Origin of the sequence: Actinoplanes octamycinicus, assembly GCF_014205225.1 — a bacterium.
In the GTDB taxonomy this organism is placed as follows: Bacteria; Actinomycetota; Actinomycetes; order Mycobacteriales; family Micromonosporaceae; genus Actinoplanes; species Actinoplanes octamycinicus.
Window position 1 is genome coordinate 8,974,906 of sequence record NZ_JACHNB010000001.1, and the last position, 22,508, is coordinate 8,997,413.

Here is a 22,508-nt window from a genome sequence, read left to right on the forward strand (position 1 = left end):
GAGGAGGTTCCCTTGTTCAGTGGGTGGGGGGATGCCCGAGCGCGTCGTAGGCGACGTCGACGAGCGTGGTGACCGCGTCCGGGATGACACAGTCGCGCAGGGCGACGCTGGCGACCGCGAGGGCGCCGAGCGCGCCGGTGACCCGGATCGCCCGCTCCGGGTGGGTCAGCTGCCCGGTGCCGAAGGCCGCCCCGGTGAACGGCTGGTCGCCGAAGGCCGCGGCCACCTCGTCGCCGATCATCTGCAGCGCCGCGCCGAACTCGCTCTCCGGCTCGGCCAGCAGGCAGGACAGCATCAGCGCGACCACGCCGGGCTGGCCGAGGGCCAGACGCGCCATGCCGTCGATCACCGACCGGTCGCGGTCCGGGCCCGGCGGCAGCGGCTCGGCGATCGCCGCGACCTCGCGGATCTGCCCCACGCAGCGCTCGATGACCGCCTCCTGCAGCGCCTCCTTGGTCGGGAAGCGGTGCAGCAGGCCGGTCTTGGAGTAGCCCACCGCGTCGGCGATGCGCTGCACCGACGTCTCCCGGAAGCCGTGCCGGGCGAAGAGGCCGGCGGCGGCGTCGAGGATCTCGTCGTCGATCTGCTGTTTGGTGGGACGGGGCATAGGACCACCGTAGACCGTAATGGACCAGACTGGTCCGTCGGGGACCGTGTCAGTCCCCACACGCTGTTCCGGCTTATCCGGCAGAAGCCGCGAAACACCTTCTACGGTACGGGCCGTCGACGCCCGTGTGACCGAAAATCATCGGCACCCGACCCGCCGAGCTGCAGCGGCGGCTGGACCGGCCGGACGTGTTCCTGGCCACGCTCTTCCCCGACGCGCGGCGGCTGCTGGACCGGCACTATCCGCACCTGACCAGCTCCTGAATCGATCCGGAACGGCACCCGGCGGGCCCGGCCGGCTGCCGATCATCCGGTTATGACTCTCCCTCGCTGGGTGGAGCCGCTGCTGCGCGGCCGCTGGGTGGCCGCGACGCTGCTCGCCGCCGTGTTCGCGGTGGTGCTGCCGGCCGCACCGGTGGACACGGCGGAGTTCGCCGCCGCCGGGCAGCGGATCCTGGACGGGCATCTGGACGGCGTCTACGACTCCGGGTGGAATCAGGCCGGGCCGTTGCAGCTGCTGCTCAGCCGGGTGTTGATGCTCGGCGGCGCGGGCGACACGCCGGCCCTGCCGGTGCGGATGGCGGTGAACGTCGCCCTGGTGCTCGGGTCGATGGCGCTGTGCCGCCGGTTCGGCGCCGCCGCCGGGCTGCGCGCGGCACTGCGCGAGTCGGCGGCCGGGGTGCTCGGCCTGCTCTGGTTCCTGGTGCCGGTGCCGTGGTGGGGACACCCGATCGAGCTGGCCATCCCGGCGCTGTGGGCGTACGCAAGCTTCCTGCAGGGTCGCGGGCGGACCGGAACCGCCGCCGCTCTCCTGGGCGCCTCGGTCGCGATCGCCCCCTGGGCGGTCCTGGGTTTCCCCTGCCTGCTGGCGGCGAGCGGGCTCGGCCGGGCGCTGCGGACCTGGATCCTCGCCGGGCTCGCCGGGGCGGCCGGCTATCTGCCGTTCGTGGTGGCCGGGCACTTCGGGATGTTCCGGCACGTCTGGAAGGTCGATCCGGACAGCCTGGTGCACCTGCTCTTCCCCGATCTGGCCACGGTCAGCTGGCCGTTGCGGCTGGTGCAGGCGGTCGTGGTGGCCGGTGGCTGCGCGGCGGTGGCCTGGCGGTTCCGGGACCAGCCGGTGGTCTACGCGGCGGCGCCGGCGGCGGCCCTGCTGATCCGGATGTTCGTCGACCCGGTGACCCTGCGGTACTACTGGGGGCCGGTGGCGGTGGCCATCACCCTTCTGTTCGCCCTGGTCGGCGCGGCCGAGCGGCCGTGGCGCCAGCTGCTCGCGCTGCTGCCGGGCTACCTGGCGGTCTGCGCCGGGCTGGCGGGCAAGCAGGTGACCGGCGCGGCGGCCTGCCTGGTCGTGCTCCTCGCGGTGCTGCTGGCGGGGGTCCGGCGACCGGCTGGAACCGGCGTGGTTGAGTGGGCGGATGTCAGCAGATCTGGTGCTCACCAACGGTCCCGTCTTCACCGCTGACCCACTGCGCGGACCGGCCGGCACGGTGCTGGTCCGGGACGGCCGGATCGTCGCGGTCGGCGCCGACGAGGTCCGCGACCGGGCCCGGCCGGGCGCCGAGACGATCGATCTGGCCGGGCGGCTGCTGCTGCCCGGCTTCCAGGACGCGCACGTGCACGCCGTGATGGGCGGGGTCGAGCTCGGCCAGTGCGACCTGACCGGCGCCCCCGACCTGGAGGATTATCTGCGCCGGGTCCGCGACTACGCGGACGCCCACCCGGAGCTGCCGTGGATCAGCGGCGGCGGCTGGGCGATGGAGGTGTTCCCCGGCGGTGTCCCCGGCCGGGAACTGCTCGACCGGGTGGTCCCGGACCGCCCGGTCTACCTGATCAACCGGGACCACCACGGCGCGTGGGTGAACAGCCGCGCCCTGGAGCTGGCCGGCATCGACGCGGGCACCCCGGACCCGGCCGACGGGCGGATCGACCGGCGGCCGGACGGCGTCCCGGCCGGCGGCCTGCAGGAGGGCGCCATGCAGCTGGTGGCCCGGCTGCTGCCCGAGGTCACCCGGGCCGAGCGGCTGGCCGGGCTGCTGCGCGCCCAGGCGCTGCTGCACTCGCTCGGCGTCACCGCCTGGCAGGACGCCATGCTCTGCGCGACCAACGGCTATCCGGACGTCTCCGACGCCTACCTGGAGGCGGCGAGCACCGGGCAGCTCACCGCCACGGTCGTCGGCGCGCTGTGGTGGGACCGGGAGCGCGGCGCCGAGCAGATCCCGGAGCTGCTCGCCAAGCGGGACAAGCACACCGTCGGCCGGCTGCGCAGCGACAGCGTGAAGCTGATGCTGGACGGGGTGGCGGAGAACTTCACCGCGGCGATGACCCGGCCGTACCGGGACTCGTGCGGCTGCGCGACCACGAACGCCGGGCTGTCGTTCATCGACCCGGCGGCGCTCCGGGCCTACGTGACCGAGCTGGACGCGCACGGCTTCCAGGCGCACTTCCACGCGCTCGGCGACCGGGCGGTCCGGGAGGCGCTCGACGCGGTCGAGGCGGCCCGGCGGGCCAACGGGTTCCGGGACACCCGGCCGCACCTGGCCCACCTGCAGGTGGTGCACCCGGACGACGTGCCGCGGTTCCGGGCGCTCGGCGCGACCGCGAACCTGCAGGCGTACTGGGCCTCGCACGAGCCGCAGATGGACGAGCTGACCATCCCGTTCCTGGAGCCGGCGCTGGCCGCGCGGCAGTACCCGTTCGGCGACCTGCTGCGCGCCGGGGTGCACCTGGCGGCCGGCAGCGACTGGCCGGTGACCACGCCGGATCCGCTGCAGGGCATCCACGTCGCGGTGAACCGGGCGCACCACGGCAGCAACCATCCGGCGTTCCTGCCCGGGCAGGAGCTGGACCTGGCGACCGCGCTGACCGCGTACACCGCCGGGTCGGCCTTCGTGAACCGGCTCGACGACACCGGCAGCATCCGGCCCGGCTTCCGCGCCGACCTGGTGGTGCTGGACCGCGACCCGTTCCGCGCCCCGCCCGCCGAGATCGGCGACACCGCGGTGGCGATGACGCTGGTGGACGGCGAGGTCGTCTACTCGGCGTGAGCCGGCGCGGGTCGTACCGGACAGCGCGCCGGTCCGGACCGATCGTGGTCCGGACCGGTGCGGGAGTCAGTCCTCGTCGTCGATCTCGTGGTGACCGTGCCGCGGGGCGGCCTCGATCTCCTCGGCGACCGGCTCCTCGTCGATCACCTCGGCGGTGACCTGCGGCGCGTCCGCCCAGAGGGCGCGCAGCTGACCCTGCATGAACTGGGTGAGCCGGCCGCGGTACTCCCGGTCGAAGTTCTCCAGCGCCTCGATCTGCTGCTGCAGCGCCTCGCGCTTGGCGCCCAGGCTGCCGACCACGTCGTCGTAGCGCTGCTGGGCCTGCAGCTTCAGCTGCTCGGCGCCGTGCAGCGCGTCCGCGCCGATGGTCTCGGCCCGCTGCCGGGCGTCGGCCACGATCTTGTCGGCGGCGCGGCGGGCCTCCTCGGCGCGGGACTGCGCCTCACGGGCCATCTGCTCGGCGGCGGCGCGCGCCTCGGTGAGCACCCGGTCGGCCTCCTGGCGCACGTTGCTGGCGTGCGCCTGGGCGTCCCGGGCGATCTGCTCGGCGGCCGCCAGCGCGTCGGTGCGGATCTTGTCCGCGTGGTGCTGAGCGCTCGCGACGTGCTCCTCCGCGGTGCGCTGGGCCAGGGCCAGCACCTGCAGGGCCTGGTTGGGCAGGCCGGGGCTGGGCAGTCCGGGGTTGGGCAGGCCGGGGTTGGGCGCGATCACCTTGTGCTCCGAGGTCTCACCGTCGGTCCCATTGAGCAGCACTTCGACACGTTCCTTATCTGATGGTCAGTGTTTCCCACGCACCGGTCCTGCTGGTGCCGCTCCGCGAAAACCACCCGGAGCACCATGGCCGCCGAGGGGTTGTCAGCCATGATCGGCGGGATGCTACCAAGCATCGCGAGGGTCGGAGAAGACCCAGCGGACGGGGATTTGCCTGATTGATGGCTTATGCACGTTTTCTGGCCATTAGTCTCATAAGAATTCCGTCCCGATGCCCCTCAAGGACCGCCATGCGACGTCGCTCCGCGCTGCTCAGCCTGCTCACCACCGCTTCCCTGCTGGCCACCGCGCCGATGGCGGCGCACGCCATGACCCCGTCCGACCTGGCCTACTGGCCGATGAACGAGTCGCCGGGCGCCCGCTGGATGACCGACATCAGCGGAAACGGACTGGACGGGCAGATCGGCCGGGAGGTCGGCACCGGCTCCACGCTGAACGGCGCCACCGGCTACCGCTTCGACCGGCTGGAACCGGACACTCCGCCGGCCCACCCGGGCCATCTGGTCGTGGTTCCGGCCGCTTCGGCACTGAACCCCGGCGACCGGGACTTCGCCGTGACGCTGCGGCTGCGCACCCTCAACCACTTCGGCAACATCATCCAGAAGGGCCAGGCCACGACCGGTGGCGGCAGCTTCAAGCTGGAGATCCCGAACGGCCGGGTGACCTGCTCGTTCCGCGGCGACCGGGGCATGCTCAAGGCGATCGCGCCGTTCGCCATCAACGACGGGGCCTGGCACGAGGTGACCTGCGTGCGGGTCAGCACCGGGGTGGCGCTGGCCATCGACGGGCGGCGGGTGGCCGGCCGGCAGGGCTGGACTGGCACGATCCGCAACAACTGGCCATTGACGATCGGCGGCAAGCTGGACTGCGACCAGCGCACGGTGGGCTGCGACTACTTCGCCGGCGACCTGGACTACGCAAAGATCCAAACCGCCTGAAACCGATTTTTCGTACGATCTGCGCCCACGCTCGCCGTCCCCCCGCTTCGCCAGCACGGCCTGAGGGCCGGCCCGGGATCGGACCGGCCCCTGCCGTGCGGGGGGTGGCGCTCAGCGGCCGAAGCCGCGGGCCAGCCGGTGGTACGCCTGGTTCCAGCGCACCTCCTTGGTGAACTGCCGGGTCGTCGTGGCGTCGTCGATCAGCAGCAGCTCGGTGCCGATCATGTCGGCCAGGTCGGCGAGCTCCTCCGCACCGACCGCCGAGGACAGCACCGTGTGGTGCGGCCCGCCCGCGGTCAGCCAGCACTCGGCCGACGTGGACAGCGACGGCGCCGGCTTCCAGACCGCCCGGGCGACCGGCAGCTTGGGCAGCGGCGCGGTCGGCGGGACCACCTCGATCTCGTTGGCCACCAGGCGGAACCGCTCCCCCAGGTCGGCCAGGCCGAGCACGATCGCCTTGCCGGGGGCGGCGTCGAAGACCAGCCGGACCGGGTCCTCGCGGCCGCCGATGCCGAGCGGGTGGATCTCCAGCTTCGGCGTGCCGGCCGCGATCGACGGGCAGACCTCGAGCATGTGGGCGCCGAGGATGACCTCGTTGCCCGGCGTGAGGTCGTAGGTGTAGTCCTCCATGAACGAGGTGCCGCCGCCCGGGACCATCGCCTTGAGCGTGTGCACCAGCACCGAGGTCTTCCAGTCGCCCTCGCCGCCGAAGCCGTAGCCGTCCGCCATCAGCCGCTGCACGGCCAGGCCGGGCAGCTGCTTGAGGCCGCCGAGGTCCTCGAAGTTGCTGGTGAAGGCCTTGAATCCGCCCTCGGTGAGGAACTGCCGGAGCCCCAGCTCGATCCGGGCCCCGTAGCGCAGCGACTCGGCCCGGTCGTCCAGCAGCGGCGCCGCGATCTCGTAGAGGTCGGCGTACTCCGCGACCAGCTTGTCGATCGCCGCGTCCTCGACCTGGTCGACCACCGCGACCAGGTCGTTGACCCCGTACGTGTTGACCGAGACGCCGAACTTGAGCTGCGCCTCGACCTTGTCCCCCTCGGTCACCGCGACGTCGCGCATGTTGTCGCCGAACCGGGCCAGCTTCAGGTGACGCATCGCCGAGTAGCCGCGCGCCGCCCGCACCCAGGTGGCGATCCGGGCGACCACGGCCGGGTTGCTGACGTGCCCGGCCACCGTCTTGCGCGGCACGCCGAGCCGGGTCTCGATGAACCCGAACTCCCGGTCGCCGTGCGCGGCCTGGTTCAGGTTCATGAAGTCCATGTCGATCTCGGACCAGGGCAGCGCCACGTTGTGCTGGGTGTGCAGGTGCAGCAGCGGGGCGCGCAGCGCGTCCAGGCCGGCGATCCACATCTTGGCCGGCGAGAACGTGTGCATCCAGGTGATCACGCCGAGCACGCCGGGCGTGGACGAGGCCCGCCGGCAGACGTCCAGGATCTGCTCCGCGCTGGTCAGCACCGGCTGCCAGATCACCTCGGCGTCCAGGCTCCGGTCGAGCTGGGCGGCGATCTCCCGGGACTGCGAGGCGACCTGCTCCAGGGTCTCCGGTCCGTAGAGCCCCTGACTGCCGGTCAGGAACCAGATTTCCCCGTTGCTCATCGTGCCCTCCGTGTAACGAGTCGCTGCAGAACAATGAAGCCGAAGAGCAGGATGCCGACCACGATCCGGGTCCACGCCGAGTTCAGGTCACCCTGGAAGTTGATGATCGTGGAGATCAGGCCGAAGACCATCACGCCGAGCAGGGTGCCGAAGACGTACCCGGAGCCGCCGGTGAGCAGCACGCCACCGATCACGCAGGCGGCGATCGCGTCCAGCTCGGTGCCGGCGCCCTGCAGCGCGTGGCCCGAGGTGGAGTTGATCGTGAAGAGCACGCCGCCGAGCGCCGCGCAGAAGCCGCTGATCGTGTAGACCAGCACCCGGGTGCGGGCCACCGGCAGACCCATCAGCAGCGCCGAGTCGGCGCTGCCGCCGATCGCGTAGACGTTGCGGCCGAACCGGGTCCAGGCCAGCACCGCGGCAGCGATCAGCACGACCACCAGCGCCACCACCGCGATCAGGGTGGTCTTCACCCCGTCGAAGAGCGGGATCCGCAGGTCGGAGAGCGTCACCCAGAGCTTGTCCCGGATCGGGATGGACTCCTGGTTGATGTAGAGCGCCAGGCCGCGGGCCAGGAACAGCCCGGCCAGCGTGGCGATGAACGGCTCCACCTTGAAGTACTGGATGACCGCGCCCATGCCGCTGCCCAGCAGCGCGCCGAGCACCAGCACCAGCGGCAGGACCAGCAGCGGCGGCCAGCCGCCCTGCAGCAGCGTCGCGGTGAGCGTGGTGGTCAGCGAGATGACCGCGCCGACCGACAGGTCGATGCCCCCGGTGAGGATCACGAAGGTCATCCCGATCGCGACCACCAGCAGCACCGCGTTGTCGCGGAACAGGTTGACCACGACCCGGGGGTCGTCGAAGTGCGCGAGGTTCGCCAGCCCGCCGACGTACATGGCGAGCAGCAGGACCAGCGTGGCGAGGATCGGGATGTACTTGGCGTTCGGCCGGTAGACCCGGCGGCGCGGATTGACCGGCGCGTTCTGCGCGACCTCCGGCGTCGCGTCGATCGTGGTCTTCATGCTCTCACTCATGCCGTCACCTCGGCTCGGACGGCGGGACGCGACTTGAACCGCCCGAACACCTTCTCGCGGAAGACGGGCGACTGGGACAGGCAGAGCGCCACCACGATGACCGCCTTGAACAGCAGGGTGGCCTTGGGCGGCACGCCGACACCGACCACGGTGACGGTCAGGGTCTGGATCAGCAGCGCGCCGATCACCGTGCCGATGATCGAGAACCGGCCGCCGATCAGCGCGGTGCCGCCGATCACCACGGCCAGGATGGCGTCCAGCTCGATCAGGTCGCCGGCGTGGATGCTGTCCGCGCTCTTGATGTCGGCGGAGACGATCAGGCCGGCCAGACCGGCGAAGGCGCCGGACACGACGTACACCATCATGGTGATCCGGCGGGCCCGGATGCCGGCCAGGCGGCTGGCCGCCGGGCTGCCGCCGACCGACTCCAGCAGCAGGCCCAGGGCGGTCCGCCGGGTCAGCACCGCGGTCAGCGCGACCGCGGCCATGGCGATCAGGAAGGCCACCGGCAGGGTCAGGAAGAAGCCGGTGGCGATGCTCGCGTACGGGTTGGACTGCACGTTGATGATCTGCCCGTCGGTGATCAGCTGGGCCAGACCGCGGCCGGCCACCATCAGGATCAGCGTGGCGATGATCGGCTGGATGCCGACCACCGCGACCAGGGTGCCGTTCCAGAGGCCGAGCAGCGCCGAGACACCGATCGCGACGGCCACGATGAGCAGCACCGCGCCGATCGCGTTCTGGTCGCTCAGGTCCTTGATCAGCAGACAGGCCACCGCACCGGAGATCGCCATCACCGAGCCGACCGACAGGTCGATGCCGCCGGTCGAGATGACCAGGGTCATGCCGAGCGCGACCAGCATCAGCGGAGCGCTGCCGCGGAGGATGTCGATCAGCGTCCCGAACAGGTGCCCGTCGTGGATGGTGAGGAACTGGTGCGACGTGAACACGTTGACGATCAGCATCGCCACCAGGATGGCGATCGGCCAGAACAGCCGGTTCTTCAGGATGGTCATGAGGTTGCTCCGCTGGCGATGGTCTGCATGATGCGGTCGGCGTCGACCTCGGCGGTGTTCTCCAGCTCCTCGACCAGCCGCCGGTCCCGCAGGACCGCGATCTTGTGGCTGAGCCGGAGCACCTCCTCCAGCTCGGCGCTGACGAAGAGCACCGCCATGCCGCCGTCGGACAGCTCGGCGACCAGTTTCTGGATCTCCGCCTTGGCGCCGACGTCGATCCCCCGGGTCGGCTCGTCGATGATCAGCAGCCGCGGCTCGGTGATCAGCCAGCGGGCCAGCAGCACCTTCTGCTGGTTGCCGCCGGACAGGTTGCGGACCGGGCGCTCCGGGTCGGCCGGCCGGATCTGCAGCGCCTTGATGTACTTGTCGACGATCTCGTCCTGCTTGCGGCGCGGGATCGGCCGGGTCCAGCCGCGCGACGCCTGCAACGCCAGGATGATGTTCTCGCGGACGCTGAGGTCGCCGATGATGCCCTCGGTGCGGCGGTTCTCCGAGGAGAAGGCGATCCCCCGCTTCATCGCCACCTGCGGGTCGCGCAGCGTGACCGGCTTGCCGTCCACGCTGAACTCGCCCTGGTCGGGCTTGTCCGCGCCGAAGAGCAGCCGGGCCAGCTCGGTGCGGCCGGAGCCGAGCAGGCCGGCCAGGCCGACCACCTCGCCCTCGTGGATGGTCAGGTCGAACGGGGCGATCGCGCCCGTCCGGCCGACCCCCTTGGCCTGCAGGATCGGCTGGGCGTTGGCGGACTTGGCCCGGGACCGCCGGGCCTCGTCCTCCAGGCCCTCCAGCGTCGCCAGCGCCTTGCCGATCATCTTCTCGACCAGCTGCACCTGGGGCAGTTCGGCGGTCCGGTACTCACCGATCAGCTGGCCGTTGCGCAGCACGGTGAGCCGGTCGGAGATCTCGTAGATCTGGTCGAGGAAGTGCGAGACGAACAGGATCGCCACGCCCTCGGCCTTGAGCCGGCGCATCACCCGGAACAGCTGCTCGACCTCGGAGGCGTCCAGGCTGGAGGTCGGCTCGTCGAGGATCAGCACCCGGGCCTCGATGTCGACCGCCCGGGCGATCGCCACCATCTGCTGGATGGCCAGCGAGTACGTGCTCAGCGGCGCGGACACGTCCAGGTCCAGGTCGAGCCGCTTCAGCAGCTCGGTGGCCCGGCGGCGCATCTGGCCCCAGCGGATCTTGCCGAAGGTCCGCGGCTCCCGGCCGATGAAGATGTTCTCCGCGACGGTGAGGTTGGTGCAGAGGTTGACCTCTTGGTAGACCGTGCTGATCCCGGCCTTCTGTGCGGCCAGCGGCCCGGTGATCCGGACCTCCTCGCCGGCCAGCTTGATGTCGCCGCCGTCGATCTCGTAGACGCCGGTGAGCACCTTGATCAGGGTGGACTTGCCGGCGCCGTTCTCGCCCATCAGGGCGTGCACCTCGCCGGGGAACAAACGGAAGTCGACGCCGTCCAGGGCGACGACGCCGGGGAAGACCTTGCGGATGCCGGCCATCTCGAGGACCGGTTTTGTGGTGGGTTCACCCATCGTGCGCTCCGTTCCGCGCGGTGCGGTCCACCCCGAGTGCCCGGGGTGGACCGCACCTGCCGTGAATCAGTACTTGCGGTCCGGGAGGGCGGCCTTGGCCTGCTCCTGGGTGAAGGTGGTCTCCTGGGTGAGGACCCGCTGCGGGACCTCCTCCTTGTTCTTGACCTTCTTGGCCAGGTCCATCAGCTGCGGGCCGAGGAGCGGGCTGCACTCCACGATGAAGTTGATCTTGCCCTCGGAGAGCGCCGTCATGCCGTCCTTGACCGCGTCCACCGTGATGATCTGGATGTCCTTGCCGGGCACCTTGCCGGCCGCCGTGATCGCCTCGATCGCGCCGAGACCCATGTCGTCATTGTGCGCGTAGAGAACGTCGATGTCCGGGGTGGACTGCAGGATGCTCTGCATCACCGTCTTGCCCTCGGCCCGGGTGAAGTTGCCGGACTGGGACTTGACGATCTTGATGTTCGGGTTCGCCTTGATCGCCTCGGCGAAGCCCTTCTGCCGGTCGATCGCCGGCGCCGAGCCGACGGTGCCCTGCAGCTCGACGACGTTGACCGGCGCGGTCTTGCCCTCGTTCTGCTTGACCAGCCAGTCGCCGGCCTCCTTGCCCTCCTTGATGAAGTCCGAGCCGAGGAAGGTCTTGTAGAGCGACTTGTCCTGCGAGTCGACCGCGCGGTCGGTCAGGATCACCGGGATGCCGGCGTCCTTCGCGTCCTTGAGCACCGAGTCCCAGCCGGAGGTGACCACCGGCGAGAAGGCGATGACGTCGACCTTCTGCGTGATGAAGCCGCGGATCGCCTCGATCTGCTTCTCCTGCTTGCCCTGGGCGTCCGAGAACTTGAGCTCGATGCCCTCCTGCGCGGCGGACTCCTGGATCGACTTGGTGTTGGCGGTACGCCAGCCACTCTCCGCGCCGACCTGGGAGAAGCCCATGACCAGCTTGCCGTCGCTCGCGGAACCCGAGCTGGCAGCGTCGTCGCTCTTGTCACCACAACCGGCGAGTGCCGACACGGCCAGCAGGCCCGTCAGCGTCGCCGCCATCAACTTCACGCGCACCGTTACCTCCATAACTGTTACCGTTAACAAACAAGCCAGCACACGGCAGCACGTACCGAGACTGGGAAGATTGCCGAAGAGCTGCGACCACGGTCACAGCTTGCGTTTCGTGAGTGTTACCGTTCTCAACGTGCGCGTCAAGAGATCAGGTTCGCTGTTTCAGACAGATTGCAAGAACGGCATTATCACTCGCAGCCATCGACCGGTCACCTGGTAGACACGTCCAATGCCGACCTCGGACCCGGCGCCGGACCTGGAACCGGCTGCCCAGCTGCCCTCACCCGCCCTCCGGCCGCGATCCGGCAAGGAGCGGGGAAGCGTCATGCGCGACGTGGCGAAACTGGCCGGCGTGTCCCATCAGACCGTCTCCCGGGTGATCAACGATCATCCCAACGTTCGGGCGGAGACCCGGGAACGCGTGCTCGCCGCGATGCGCTCGCTCAACTACCGGCGCAACCTGGCGGCCCGCACCCTGGCCACCCGGGAGTCCCGCACCCTCGGCATCATCGGCTTCGAGACCACGCTCTTCGGGCCGGAGTCGATGCTCTACGGCATCGAGAGCGCCGCGCGCGCCGCCGGATACCTGGTCAGCGTCGCGACCGTGCGCGAGCTGGCGCACCGCCCAGTCCTCGAAGCGGTCGACCGGCTCGCCCAGCACGACGTCGACGGGATCATCGCGATCGCCCCGAAACCCGCCGTCACCACGGCGCTCACCCACGCGCCGACCGGTCTGGCGTGCGTCGCGGTGGGCGGCGCCGGTTCCGGCTCCGACCCCTTTCCCACGGTACGGGTGGACAACGCGGCCGGGGCTCGCCTCGCCACCCAGCATCTGCTCGACCTGGGCCACGCCACCGTGCACCACGCGGCCGGGCCGCCCGACTGGCCGGAGGCGCAGGCCCGGGTGGACGGCTGGCGGGCGACGCTCTACGCGGCCGGCGCGGTGGTCCCGCCGGTGACACCGGGCTGGTGGGACGCCGCCGCCGGCTACGAGCAGGGGCGCCGGCTGGCCGCCGACCCGTCGGTGACCGCGGTGTTCTGCGCCAACGACCGGATCGCGCTGGGGGTGCTGCGGGCGCTGCACGAGGCCGGGCGGCGGGTGCCGGAGGACGTCAGCGTGGTCGGCTTCGACGACATGCCGGACTCGGGATACTTCCTGCCGCCGCTGACCACGGTGCATCAGGACTTCGCCGAGATGGGGCGGCGGGCGCTCGCGCTGCTGCTGCACCACATGGCCCACGTCGAGGGGGACGGCCCCACGTCGAACGTGGTGGTCGCCCCGGAACTGGTCCTGCGCGGCAGCACGGCGTCCCACACCCGGCCGATCCCGCCCGACACCGGCCGCCCGGCACCGGCCGTCCCCTCCTGACCGATCCCACCGGGGTCGGTCGTCCGCGCCTGACCTGTCCCGCCCGGACGGCTGACCGCTTGACCGATTCCGTCCGAGATCGGCCGTCCGTGCACAACCCGTTCCCCCGCGAGCGGGCGTTCGCGGCTGACCGGTGCCGTCCGGCATCGGCCGTCCGTGCACGACCCGTTCCGCGCCGACGGGCGTTCGCGGATGGCCGATTCCGTCCAGCATCGGCCGTCCGTGCACGACTCGTTCCCCCGCGGACGGGCGTTCACGATTGACCGGTTCCGGGCGATCAGCGGCTTTCTTCGGACCGGCGTGCGCTGCGCCGATCTCACCCGCACCGGTGAATGAACCCGCACCGTGACCGCCCGTGCGGTTACAGTCCGAAAGGTGCTCGACGGCGACACAGGATCATCGATCCCTCCTGGCTGCCGTACCCCGCCGTGGCCTGTGCCGGTCGGCCCGCCGCCCCGCACCTTCCTCCTCCCGCCGATCCCGCCGTCCGTCAGGAATGGATCAGAGGCTGTCGAGTCGCCGCGTTGAGTGTCGAAAGGACAGGTGATCGGATTGGCACCCGAATCCGGATTTTCCGGTAACGTCCCCGGCTGGCTGCGCCGCCGCCGGCATCCCCGGCTCTCCGGCACCCTGCGGATCCGTGACGCCCGCGGCCACGAGATCACCGTCCCGCTCCGCGGCCGCGGCGCCGTCCTGACCACCGGTGGGACCGGGTTGACCGGCTACGGCGAGGTCTGGGCCGTCCACATCGACCCGGACGGTGACGCCACCAGCCTGATGATCTGTTACGGCCGCACCGGCGCCGCCGACTCCCGGGAGTCCGGCCTGTGCCCGCCCGGCGCCACCGTCACCCTCGACGGAACCGACTTCACCTGGCACTGCCCCGCCAGCACGCCCCCACGCCCCACCCGGGTGCCGCAGCCCCGCAGCGCCCCCGCGGACCACGCCACCCCAGCCGACACCCCGGGCACCGGCAGCCCCCGGCCGACCGGCCCCGCGACCAGCGCGGACGGCGAGACCGCCAACAGCACCGCAGCCCGGAGCCGCGAGGCCGCCGCCGACCGCGAGGCCGCCGCCGGTCGCCGGGCCGCCGCCACGACGACCGCCGCAGATCAGGAGGCTGGTGCGACCACGACCGCCTCCGGACGCGAGACCGATGCCGCCGCTGCCCCGGGCGGTCAGAGCGGCAGCACCGCAGGACGAGAAAGCAGCAGCACCACAGAGCGAGAGAGCGGCAGCACCGCAGGACGGGAGAGCGGCAACGTCGCTCCGCTGGCCGGGCGGGACGCCGGAGCCGGGCGGAACCTTCGAGCGCCGCTCCCCCGCGCCGGCAACAGCCGGTCCACGGCGCCCGGTGCCCGCGAGGTGCTGCCCGGGACGTGACTGTGGGCTCTGGCCGTACCGAAAATGGTGTCCGCCTGTCTCAGGAAGCGGACCCGGAGTGATCCGCGGTCAGGGAGCGAACCCGGAGTGGCCGTGGCCAGCGAGCGATCCCGGGGTGGCCGTGGTCAGGGAGCGGCCCGGGGCGGCCGTGGTCAGGGAGCGGACCCGGAGTGTTCCGCGATCAGGTCGCGGAGCACGCCGAAGGCGGGTTTTCGGGTGTAGTCGTCGCGGAGCAGGCCGAGCTGGAACAGCGGCGCCGGGGTCGCCGAGTTGGCGTCGCGCAGGGCGTGGTGCTCGTAGGTGGTGATGTTCAGGGCCGCCGCGTGCGCCGCGACCAGGCCGACGACCTCGGCGACCACCTCGGCCTGACGGGACTCCGGGCGGTCCGGGCCGGTGCCCCAGCCGTGCTCGGTGATGTGCATCGGCAGGGTGTCCGGCAGGCCGGCCGCGGCCAGGCTCCCGGTGCGGAACCCGGTCAGCGCGGCGGTGACCACCCCGGCCAGGTCGCCCGGCGGGATCGGGCGGAAGACGTCCGGGAAGAAGTCCAGCCCGGCGTAGTCGAGGGCGTCGCGGAACTCGTCACCGCCCCGCTTGCCCAGGTCGGTCCAGAATTCCTGGGCGGGATCGAAGTCCAGGGTGGAGTTGCAGCCGATCCGCACGTCCAGCCCCAGCCGGCGGGCCTCCCGCTTCGCTGCGATGACGCCGGTGACCAGCGCCTCCCGGACCACCGGGGAGCCGCCGTCGCCGCCGGGCCCGGCGTGGTTGGCCTCCTCGGTGATCTGCAGGCAGGCCAGCCGGTCGCCGTGCCGGCGCAGCTGGGCGCGGAGGAAGTCGAGCCACCCGGTGAGGTCCGGGTCGTGCGAGCGGAAGCAGGCGACCAGGTCGAGGCGGCGCCCACCGGTCGCGAACCGCACCGGGTCGGGCGGGGCCTCGGGCACCCGCGGCGGCAGGTCGGCGTAGTGCGCGTAGCCGCGGACCAGGGTCACCCCCAGCTCGTCCAGCGCCGCGGTGATCGCGGCGGGGTCGTCGGGCGGGCCCTGGGTCTGCGGGTCGTCGGTGACGTGGCCGCCCGGATAGATGCCGAAGAGGAGCGTCATGCCGGCAGCATAGGCAGATTTTTGGTGTCACACCAAGTTTTCAGTGACGCTATTCTTTCCCCATGGGACTGCGGGAAGAGAAGAAGCAGGCCACCCGGACGGCGCTCGCCGACGCGGCGCTCGCGTTGTTCCTGGAGCGCGGGTTCGAGCGGGTCACCGTGGCCGACGTCGCGCGGGCGGCCCGGGTCTCGGTGAACACGGTGTTCAACTACTTCCCCACCAAGGAGGACCTGTTCTTCGACCGGCAGGACGAGGTGGTGCGGCGGCTGCCGGCCGCGATCCGGGGCCGGGCGGACGGCGAGTCGGTGGTGGCGGCGGTCCGGCGGGCGTTCCTGGCCGCGATCGATCGGGACGAGCCGACGCTCGGGCTGCATCCGGGGATCGCCGGGTTCTGGCGGGTGGTCGAGGAGAGCCCGGCGCTCCAGGCCCGGCTGCGGCAGCTGCGGGAGCGGACCGAGGCGGCACTCGCCGAGACGCTGGAGGCCCTGACCGGTGCGGATCCGGCCGACCCGATGCCGAGGATCGCCGCCGCCCTGCTGGCCGCGGCGGACGCGGCGCTGCACACGGAGATCCGGCGACTGGCCCAGACCGGCCAGGACCCGGGCGCCATCCGCGAGCAGGTGCGCCGGATGGCGACGCTGACCTTCGACGCGCTGGAGCGCGGCCTCCCCGATCTGATGACTCTCCGAGGTTGACTGGTGGCACCGAGTCGATAGCGTTCAGCTGACAGAGCTGACGAGGGGGCGACGATGGATCCCACGGCCTTGGCCTTCGCGACCGCGCTGGTGTCCGCGATGGCCACGCAGACCTGGTCGGACGCCCGAGCCGCAGTACTCGCGGTGTGGCGGCGGCGCAAGGCGGAGGCCGAGACCGAGACGGTCGCCGCCGACCTCGACCTGGCACACGAACGGGTGCTGAGCGCCGGCGAGACGGGACATCCGGAGACCGTGGAGGCGGTCGTCGACGTGTGGCAGGGCCGCGTGCAGGAGTTGCTGCTGGATCACCCGGAGCTTGCCGCCGACCTCCGGGAGGTGCTCACCACGACCTTGCTACCGATGCTGGACAAGGCCCGGGCGGACCGCGCGCGGAGCATCATCATGACCGGCACCTCGCGGGACAGCAGCACCTTCAACCAGGTCGCCGGCGACCAGCACCACCACCACGGATGACCGGGCCGGCCGGTCCGCAGGTCGGCGCGGCCGCCGATCGCAGCACGTTCAACCAGGTCAGCGGCGACCAGTTCATCCTGCAGGACGTCGCCGCGGCGCCCACGTCGTTCCACCCGGTTCGCACGCTCCGGGCCGACACCGTGTCGTTCACCGGCCGGGCGGACCAGGTCGCCACCCTGATCCGCGGCGCCGAGGCAGGCCACGGTGTCACGATCTTCGCCATCGACGGCATGCCGGGAGTGGGCAAGACGACACTCGCCGTCCATGTCGGGCACCTGCTGAGCACCCGGTTCCCGGACGCCCAGTTCTTCGTCGAGCTGCACGCGCACACGCCCGGCCGCGCACCGGCCCGCCCCGAGGATCTGCTCACCGAGCTGCTGCTGGCCACCGGCATGACCGCCGAGCAGATCCCGGAGAGCCTGGACGATCGGGCGGCGCGCTGGCGGGATCGCGTGGCCGGACGCCGCTTCCTGCTGATCCTGGACAACGCCGCCGGGGTGGACCAGGTGGCGCCGCTGATCCCGGGCGCCGCCGACTGCCTGGTTCTGGTCACCAGCCGTCGGCGCCTGACCGGGCTCCGGCGCACGTTCGGCGCGTCCCTCCTGCCGCTCGCGGTCTTCTCCGAGGCCGAGGCGATGGATCTTTACACCCGCCTGTGCGGGTCGACGACCAGCGCGGACGAGCAGGCGGACACCGTCCAGATCGTCCGTCTGTGCGGCTACCTTCCGCTCGCCATCTCGATCCTGGCCGCCGGGCTGGAGACCGCGAGCGTCAGCGGCACCGCCGAGGTGCTGACCGACCTGGAGACCGCGCAGGACCAGCTCTCCGGCATCGACTCCCGGCTGGACGACCAGGAGCTCGGGGTGGCTGCCGCGTTCGACTCCTCCTACCAGCGGATGCCGGAGGCCGAGCAGCGGGCGCTGCGGCTGCTCAGCCTGTCCCTGGGGGAGGACTTCGACATCCACGTCGCCGCGGCGCTGATCGACGTCGCGCTCCCCGACGCTCGCCGGCTCCTGCGTGGCCTGCTGGCCCAGCGTCTGCTCGTCCAGCCGGTCACCGGCCGGTTCCGGATGCACGATTTGATCGCGGCCTACAGCCGGAGCCGGACGACCGCGGACGAACGCGGCCCGGCGGTCGACCGCCTCTTCGACTACTACCAGCACATGCTGGCCCGCTGCGACCCGTGGCTGCCGCAGCACAGCGGCCGGCGGTCAGCGGTGGTGCCGCCGGCGCGCCCGCTGAGCACCCCGGCGCCGGCGATCACGGTCCGGGCGGAGGCGGTCGCCTGGCTCCGCACCGAACGCAACGCGCTTCTGGCCGCTCTGGAGCAGGCCCGCACGGAGCGGGACGACGATCGGGTCATCTCGCTGACCCGCTCCCTCACCACCCTCCTGCACCTGGATGGGCCGTGGCCGGAGGCGATCCGGCTGCTGGAGGCGACGCTCGACACCCTGTCCCAGCGGTCGGACAAGGCGGGCCTCGCCTGGACCTACGGCGAGGTCGGGGTGTTCGGGCAGTGGACCGGGGAGTACCGGTTCGCCGCCGAGATGCAGGAACGCTCGTTGCACCTGTGCCGCGAACTCGGGGACCGCGCCGGTGAGGCGGCCGCGCTGGCCGAACTCGGCATCATCGGCGTGCTCACCGCCGAGTACGACCGGGCGGCCGAAGCCGAGCGGGAGGCCGCCGCCATCTATCGGGACATCGGAAATCCGCGCGGCGAAGCCTGGGCCTTGGCGCAGCTGGGCGTGATGCGGCGGATCGCCGACGACTGGTCGGCATCGGAGGAGTTGCAGAAGCGCGCCGCCGCCCTGTTCCACGCCGCGGGCGACCTGTACGGCCAGGCGTGGACCAGCGCCGAACTCGGACTCATCCGACGCAAGAGGGAGGACTACCGCGCCGCCGCCGAGTTGATCGAACGAGCCGCGGCCCTCTACCGGGATCTCGGCGATCGCCGAGGCGAGGGTTACGGCTTCCTGCAACTGGCCATCGTCCGGATCGGTGCGGGGGACCCCGAGCAGGCCATTCTTCTCCTGAGCCGGGCGTCGGCGGTCTTCCAGGAGTTCAGCGACCGGCATGGCGCCGCGCAGGTGAACAGCGTCCGAGGCACCGTGTCTCTGAAGATGAACCGGATCGCCGAGGCGCGGTCCGCCTTCGAGGAAGCGCTGGTCGCGGCGCGGACCGTGGGGAATCCCCGAGAACAGGCGAAAGCGCTGGCCGGGCTGGTGTGTTGCGGGTTCGCCGTCGGCCGGGTCGACGAGGAGCGGTTCCGGCAGGCCACCGATGCCTGCCGGCAGGCCGGCATGACCGCACTGCTGGACAGGATGCTCGCCGCGAAGCGCATGGTCGAGGAGACCGGAAAGGCCGACGTCGACGAGGTGTGGTGGCTGTGACCGCCGGAAGAGTTTTTGCCGGCCCGGGCGATGCTCCCAGCCACGCCCGGGCCGGCGGGTCGCGGACCCCGGCCAACTCAGCGAAGCCGGGGGCGGCGGCCCGAGACGGCGCACCACGTCCTGTTCGGCGCCCGCCGGCCGCTGCCGCGGCCGTGGGCGACGGATGCGCCTACGGGGAAGGTCAGGACTTGGCGGCCGGATTGCCGTAGTACGCACCCGGGCCGTGCTTGCGCTTGAAGTGGCGCTCCTGCAAGTGCTGCGGGGTGGCGGCGGCCGGGTTCAGCGCGAGGGTCTTCAGCGCCATCTCGGCGACGGCCTCCACGATGATCGCGTGCTCGACCGACTTCTTCGCGGAGGCGCCCCAGGTGAACGGGCCGTGGTTGGCGACCAGCGCGGCCGGCATGGCGGCGGCCGCCTCGTCGTCGCCGATCAGCTCGACGATCACCTGGCCGGTGTGGAACTCGTAGTCGTGCGCGCACTCCTGCGGGGTGAGCCCCCGGGTGACCGGCACCGGGCCGTTGAACGTGTCGGCGTGCGTCGTGCCGAGCACCGGGATGTCCCGGTTGGCCTGGGCGAACGCGACCGCGTGGGTGGAGTGCGTGTGGGTGATCCCGCCGATCGACGGCCAGGCCAGGTAGAACGCGCGGTGCGACTCGGTGTCGACCGAGGGGCGCAGGTCGCCGTCGAGCACCTTGCCGGTGGCCAGGTCGACCGGGACCAGCATCTCCGGGGTGAGGTCGTCGTACGACACGCCGGACGGCTTGATCAGGAAGTAGCCGCCGGCGCGGTCGACGCCGCTGACGTTGCCCCAGGTGAGCTGGGCCAGGCCGGCCTTCGGGATCACCTGGTTGGCCAGCCACACGTCCTGGCGCAGGGCCTCCGACCCGATCGTCACGTCGCCGCTCCCTCTTCCGGATTGTTAGCGCTCACCATACGCGATCGGCCGCCCCGGGGTAATGCTGTGAGAGCGTACTTGTGAGCGCCAACACCAAGCCAGCTTCAAGCCGACACCAAGGCGGCACGAAGCCGGGCTTCGAGCCGGCGCCCCGGAGTTACCGCAGCTGCGCGACCGCGGCCGCCACCTGCTCCCGCAGCGTATCCGGGAGCGGCGCGTACCCGGCCGCGGACGCCGCCGCCTGACCGGCCGGGCTCGCCGCGTAGCCCAGGAAACCCCGCGCCACCGCGGACGCACCCCGCTGGCAGACCACCTGATAGGTCACCTGGACCAGCGGGTACGCGCCACCGTACAGCTCGGCGTAGTTGAACTCGAGCCGCAGATCGCCGGCCCCGGCCGGTCGCGCCGCGGCGACCGCGGCAGCCGCCGCCTCGTCGGTCGGTGCCGCGAACCCGCCCCGGGCGTCGCCGACCCGCGCGGTGGCCAGCTCGTTCACCCGGGCGTACGACGCCTCGACATAGCCGATCGCGCCGTCGGTCCGGGCGATCGCCGCGGCCAGCCGGTCACTCCCCCGGACCGCCAGCCCACCGGGCGCCGGCCAGCTGCTGCCCGCCCGGTACGGCCAGGACCCGGCGCCGGCCAGGAACCGGGTGAAGTTCGCCGTGGTCCCGGAGCTGTCCTCGCGGTGCACGGTCCGGATCGGCGTGGCCGGCAGCGCCGCCCCCGGGTTGTCGGCGGCGATCGTCTTGTCGTTCCAGGTCGCCACCTGGCCCGCGAAGATCTTCGCGACGGTGGCCGGGGCGAGCCGCAGGTCGCCGACGCCGGCCACGTTGTAGGCCAGCGCGATCGGCCCGATCACCAGCGGCAGGTGCACGACCGGCGCGCCGCCGCACCGGGTGGCCGCGGCCGCCCGGTCGGCGTCGCCGAGCGCCGCGTCGGTCCCGGCGAAGTCGCCCTCCCCGGCCAGGAACGCCTTGACCCCGGCCCCGGACCCCGAGCTGGCATAGGCGACCGCCGCCTGCGCGCAGGCGATCTGATACTGCTCGATCCACTCGTTGACCGCGGTGGTCTGCGCGGACGAGCCCTGCCCGCGCGCCTCGCCGGCCGCGCACGGCACCGGATCGTCGACCCGGTCCGGCCGGTCGCACGCGGCGATCAGGAGCACCGCGGCGAGCACCGGAATCACGGCGAACTTCGTCATCGTCGAGCCCCTCACCGATACTCCGCCAGCCGGCGCCGGACCCCGAGCGGCACCAGCAGGATCACCGCGCCGAGCACCACCACCGGGAGCACCGCCCAGCCCCGCAGCGCGCGTTCCGCGCCTCGCGATTCACGATCAAAACCCTGTTTCCGTACGTCGGTCACGGCGCCCACCGCCGCATCGAAGTAGGCGAAGTCGAAAGCGGCGTCGCCCCGCCGGATGCCGGTCAGGGCGTCCACCGCCGCCCCGGTCCGGCCCGCGTCGGCCAGCGCCAGCACCTTCTCGTGATCGCGCTGGTAGGCCATCCAGCGCTGGACCGCCTCCGCCCCGGCCACCGCGCCGAGCTCACCGCGCAGCGGGCCGGCCTTCGCGGTGAAGCCGTCCCGGTAGAGGCCGAGATTCGCGGAGACCACGTAGCGGCTGGTGTCGGCGGCCGCGTCGTAGCCGGTCGCGCGCAGCCCGGCCAGCGCGAGGTACGGCGTCAGGTGCTCGTCGCGCGCCGTGGACATCCGGTCGGCCTGCACCCCCAGCACCACCGACGCGCCGATGCCGAGCACCAGGCCGAGCGCGGTGGCGGCGAGCAGCGCCGGGTTCACCGAGCGGCGGAACCGGCGGGCCAGCCAGACCTGCAGGGTGATCAGCAGGACCAGCAGGGCGCCGCCGAGCAGCAGCACCAGGGTGGAGCCGGTCGCCTCGGTGGCCCGCTTGCCGGCGTAGGCCCGGTCGAGCCGGCCGATGGCATCGTCCCGGAGCTGCCGGGCGGCCGGCAGCAGGCGCAGGTGCAGCACGTTGGTCGCCTGGGTGTAGTAGCCGAGTGCCTCGGCCGGCAGCCGGCCGGCCTGGCGCCGCTCGATCCGGTCGGCGGCGGTGATCGTCTGCCCGATCCGCTGGTGGTAGACGCCCAGGCCGTCGAGCAGGTCGACGACCACGGCCCGGTCGGTGGCGCCGGCCGCCAGCATCCGCTCCAGGTCGGCGTCGGCCTGGCGGGACCGCTCGCGGTAGGCGCCCAGCGCGTCCGCCCGGGTGCCGGCCAGGGCGTCCGAGTCGCCGGTCAGCAGCAGGCGGGTGGCCTGCGCGTCCATGTCGCTGAGCGCGAAGTAGAGGTCGGCGGCGGTGGTCGCCTGCGGCGCGGCCTCCCGGCCGATCACCCGGACCTGGTCCTGGAGCCGGGCCATCACCAGGCTGGTCGTGGCGAGCAGGGCGGTGGCCGCCAGGACGACCAGCGCCGACCACAGGCGGAGACGGGCGGGGGTTTCCTTCCGGACCAGATTACGGGCGGTATTCCTGATCGCATTCAAGACCGCTGGCACGCCCGCAACGGTAATCCATTCCGGCAAATATCCGGTCGTTCACCTGGCGTTCATTCAAATGACGTCTTCCCAGCTCACCGGCGTATAGCGGCATTTCCGGAATAGCG

At 72.0% G+C, this 22,508-nt stretch carries 19 protein-coding genes; 8 read left to right on the plus strand and 11 right to left on the minus strand.

All coding sequences use genetic code 11. The annotated features are described in order from the left end of the window. Positions 1-16: 16 nt before the first annotated feature. A complete protein-coding gene (locus BJY16_RS40645; RefSeq protein ID WP_185044841.1) occupies positions 17-607 on the minus strand; it encodes a TetR/AcrR family transcriptional regulator in 591 nt (196 codons plus the stop codon). Between the two features lie 315 nt (positions 608-922). On the opposite strand from BJY16_RS40645, the gene BJY16_RS40650 reads away from it, so the two are divergent. After that, complete coding sequence (locus BJY16_RS40650) at positions 923-2,071, plus strand: hypothetical protein (RefSeq protein WP_185044842.1); 1,149 nt, start codon at positions 923-925, stop codon at positions 2,069-2,071. Next, positions 2,025-3,653, plus strand: a complete 1,629-nt coding sequence (locus BJY16_RS40655; RefSeq protein WP_185044843.1) for an amidohydrolase — start codon at positions 2,025-2,027, stop codon at positions 3,651-3,653. The genes BJY16_RS40650 and BJY16_RS40655 overlap by 47 nt, the downstream gene beginning before the upstream one ends. 66 nt (positions 3,654-3,719) lie before the next feature. Here the strand turns inward: BJY16_RS40655 and BJY16_RS40660 are convergent, their stop codons facing one another. Further along, complete coding sequence (locus BJY16_RS40660; protein WP_185044844.1) at positions 3,720-4,406, minus strand: hypothetical protein; 687 nt, start codon at positions 4,404-4,406, stop codon at positions 3,720-3,722. 248 nt (positions 4,407-4,654) lie between these two features. Between BJY16_RS40660 and BJY16_RS40665 the strand changes: the two genes are divergently transcribed. Then, positions 4,655-5,362 carry a laminin G domain-containing protein gene (locus BJY16_RS40665; protein WP_185044845.1) on the plus strand — a complete coding sequence of 236 codons (708 nt, stop codon included), beginning with the start codon at positions 4,655-4,657 and terminating at the stop codon, positions 5,360-5,362. Between the two features lie 111 nt (positions 5,363-5,473). Here BJY16_RS40665 and araA read toward each other — a convergent pair whose 3' ends face one another. The 5 genes from araA to BJY16_RS40690 form a co-directional block, all read right to left on the minus strand. After that, positions 5,474-6,958 (minus strand): L-arabinose isomerase, encoded by a 1,485-nt coding sequence (gene araA / locus BJY16_RS40670; protein ID WP_185044846.1) that lies wholly within the window; start codon positions 6,956-6,958, stop codon positions 5,474-5,476. Beyond that, entirely contained in the window at positions 6,955-7,977 is a 1,023-nt protein-coding gene (yjfF, locus tag BJY16_RS40675) for a galactofuranose ABC transporter, permease protein YjfF (protein WP_185046906.1), read from the minus strand. Before yjfF ends, araA begins: the two co-directional genes overlap by 4 nt. An 8-nt stretch (positions 7,978-7,985) precedes the next feature. Beyond that, positions 7,986-9,005: an ABC transporter permease gene (locus BJY16_RS40680; protein WP_185044847.1), complete on the minus strand. Its 1,020-nt coding sequence runs from the start codon at positions 9,003-9,005 to the stop codon at positions 7,986-7,988. Beyond that, positions 9,002-10,534, minus strand: coding sequence for a sugar ABC transporter ATP-binding protein (locus BJY16_RS40685; protein WP_185044848.1), 1,533 nt, complete (start codon positions 10,532-10,534; stop codon positions 9,002-9,004). The genes BJY16_RS40680 and BJY16_RS40685 overlap by 4 nt, the downstream gene beginning before the upstream one ends. 66 nt (positions 10,535-10,600) lie before the next feature. Further along, complete coding sequence (locus BJY16_RS40690) at positions 10,601-11,575, minus strand: ABC transporter substrate-binding protein (RefSeq protein WP_260419222.1); 975 nt, start codon at positions 11,573-11,575, stop codon at positions 10,601-10,603. A 337-nt stretch (positions 11,576-11,912) separates the two neighbouring features. Between BJY16_RS40690 and BJY16_RS40695 the strand changes: the two genes are divergently transcribed. Together BJY16_RS40695 and BJY16_RS40700 are read left to right on the plus strand one after the other, a co-directional pair. Then, positions 11,913-12,956: a LacI family DNA-binding transcriptional regulator gene (locus tag BJY16_RS40695; protein WP_185046907.1), complete on the plus strand. Its 1,044-nt coding sequence runs from the start codon at positions 11,913-11,915 to the stop codon at positions 12,954-12,956. 552 nt (positions 12,957-13,508) lie between these two features. Then, a complete protein-coding gene (locus tag BJY16_RS40700) occupies positions 13,509-14,339 on the plus strand; it encodes a hypothetical protein (RefSeq protein WP_185044850.1) in 831 nt (276 codons plus the stop codon). 152 nt (positions 14,340-14,491) lie between these two features. Here the strand turns inward: BJY16_RS40700 and BJY16_RS40705 are convergent, their stop codons facing one another. Continuing rightward, complete coding sequence (locus BJY16_RS40705) at positions 14,492-15,436, minus strand: hypothetical protein (RefSeq protein ID WP_185044851.1); 945 nt, start codon at positions 15,434-15,436, stop codon at positions 14,492-14,494. Positions 15,437-15,498: 62 nt separating this feature from the next. Between BJY16_RS40705 and BJY16_RS40710 the strand changes: the two genes are divergently transcribed. The 3 genes from BJY16_RS40710 to BJY16_RS40720 are packed head-to-tail and all read left to right on the plus strand — an operon-like array spanning position 15,499 to position 18,995. Beyond that, complete coding sequence (locus BJY16_RS40710) at positions 15,499-16,131, plus strand: TetR family transcriptional regulator (RefSeq protein WP_185044852.1); 633 nt, start codon at positions 15,499-15,501, stop codon at positions 16,129-16,131. 54 nt (positions 16,132-16,185) lie between these two features. Beyond that, complete coding sequence (locus BJY16_RS40715) at positions 16,186-16,605, plus strand: hypothetical protein (protein ID WP_185044853.1); 420 nt, start codon at positions 16,186-16,188, stop codon at positions 16,603-16,605. Continuing rightward, complete coding sequence (locus BJY16_RS40720; protein ID WP_185044854.1) at positions 16,602-18,995, plus strand: ATP-binding protein; 2,394 nt, start codon at positions 16,602-16,604, stop codon at positions 18,993-18,995. The genes BJY16_RS40715 and BJY16_RS40720 overlap by 4 nt, the downstream gene beginning before the upstream one ends. 181 nt (positions 18,996-19,176) lie before the next feature. On the opposite strand, the gene araD is transcribed toward BJY16_RS40720, so the two are convergent. From araD to BJY16_RS40735, 3 genes are all read right to left on the minus strand, one after another. Next, entirely contained in the window at positions 19,177-19,890 is a 714-nt protein-coding gene (gene araD / locus BJY16_RS40725; RefSeq protein ID WP_185044855.1) for an L-ribulose-5-phosphate 4-epimerase AraD, read from the minus strand. A 157-nt stretch (positions 19,891-20,047) separates the two neighbouring features. After that, complete coding sequence (pstS, locus tag BJY16_RS40730; protein WP_185044856.1) at positions 20,048-21,091, minus strand: phosphate ABC transporter substrate-binding protein PstS; 1,044 nt, start codon at positions 21,089-21,091, stop codon at positions 20,048-20,050. An 11-nt stretch (positions 21,092-21,102) separates the two neighbouring features. Beyond that, entirely contained in the window at positions 21,103-22,401 is a 1,299-nt protein-coding gene (locus BJY16_RS40735; RefSeq protein ID WP_239176607.1) for a GlnX family signal transduction membrane protein, read from the minus strand. Between the last annotated feature and the right edge of the window lie 107 nt (positions 22,402-22,508).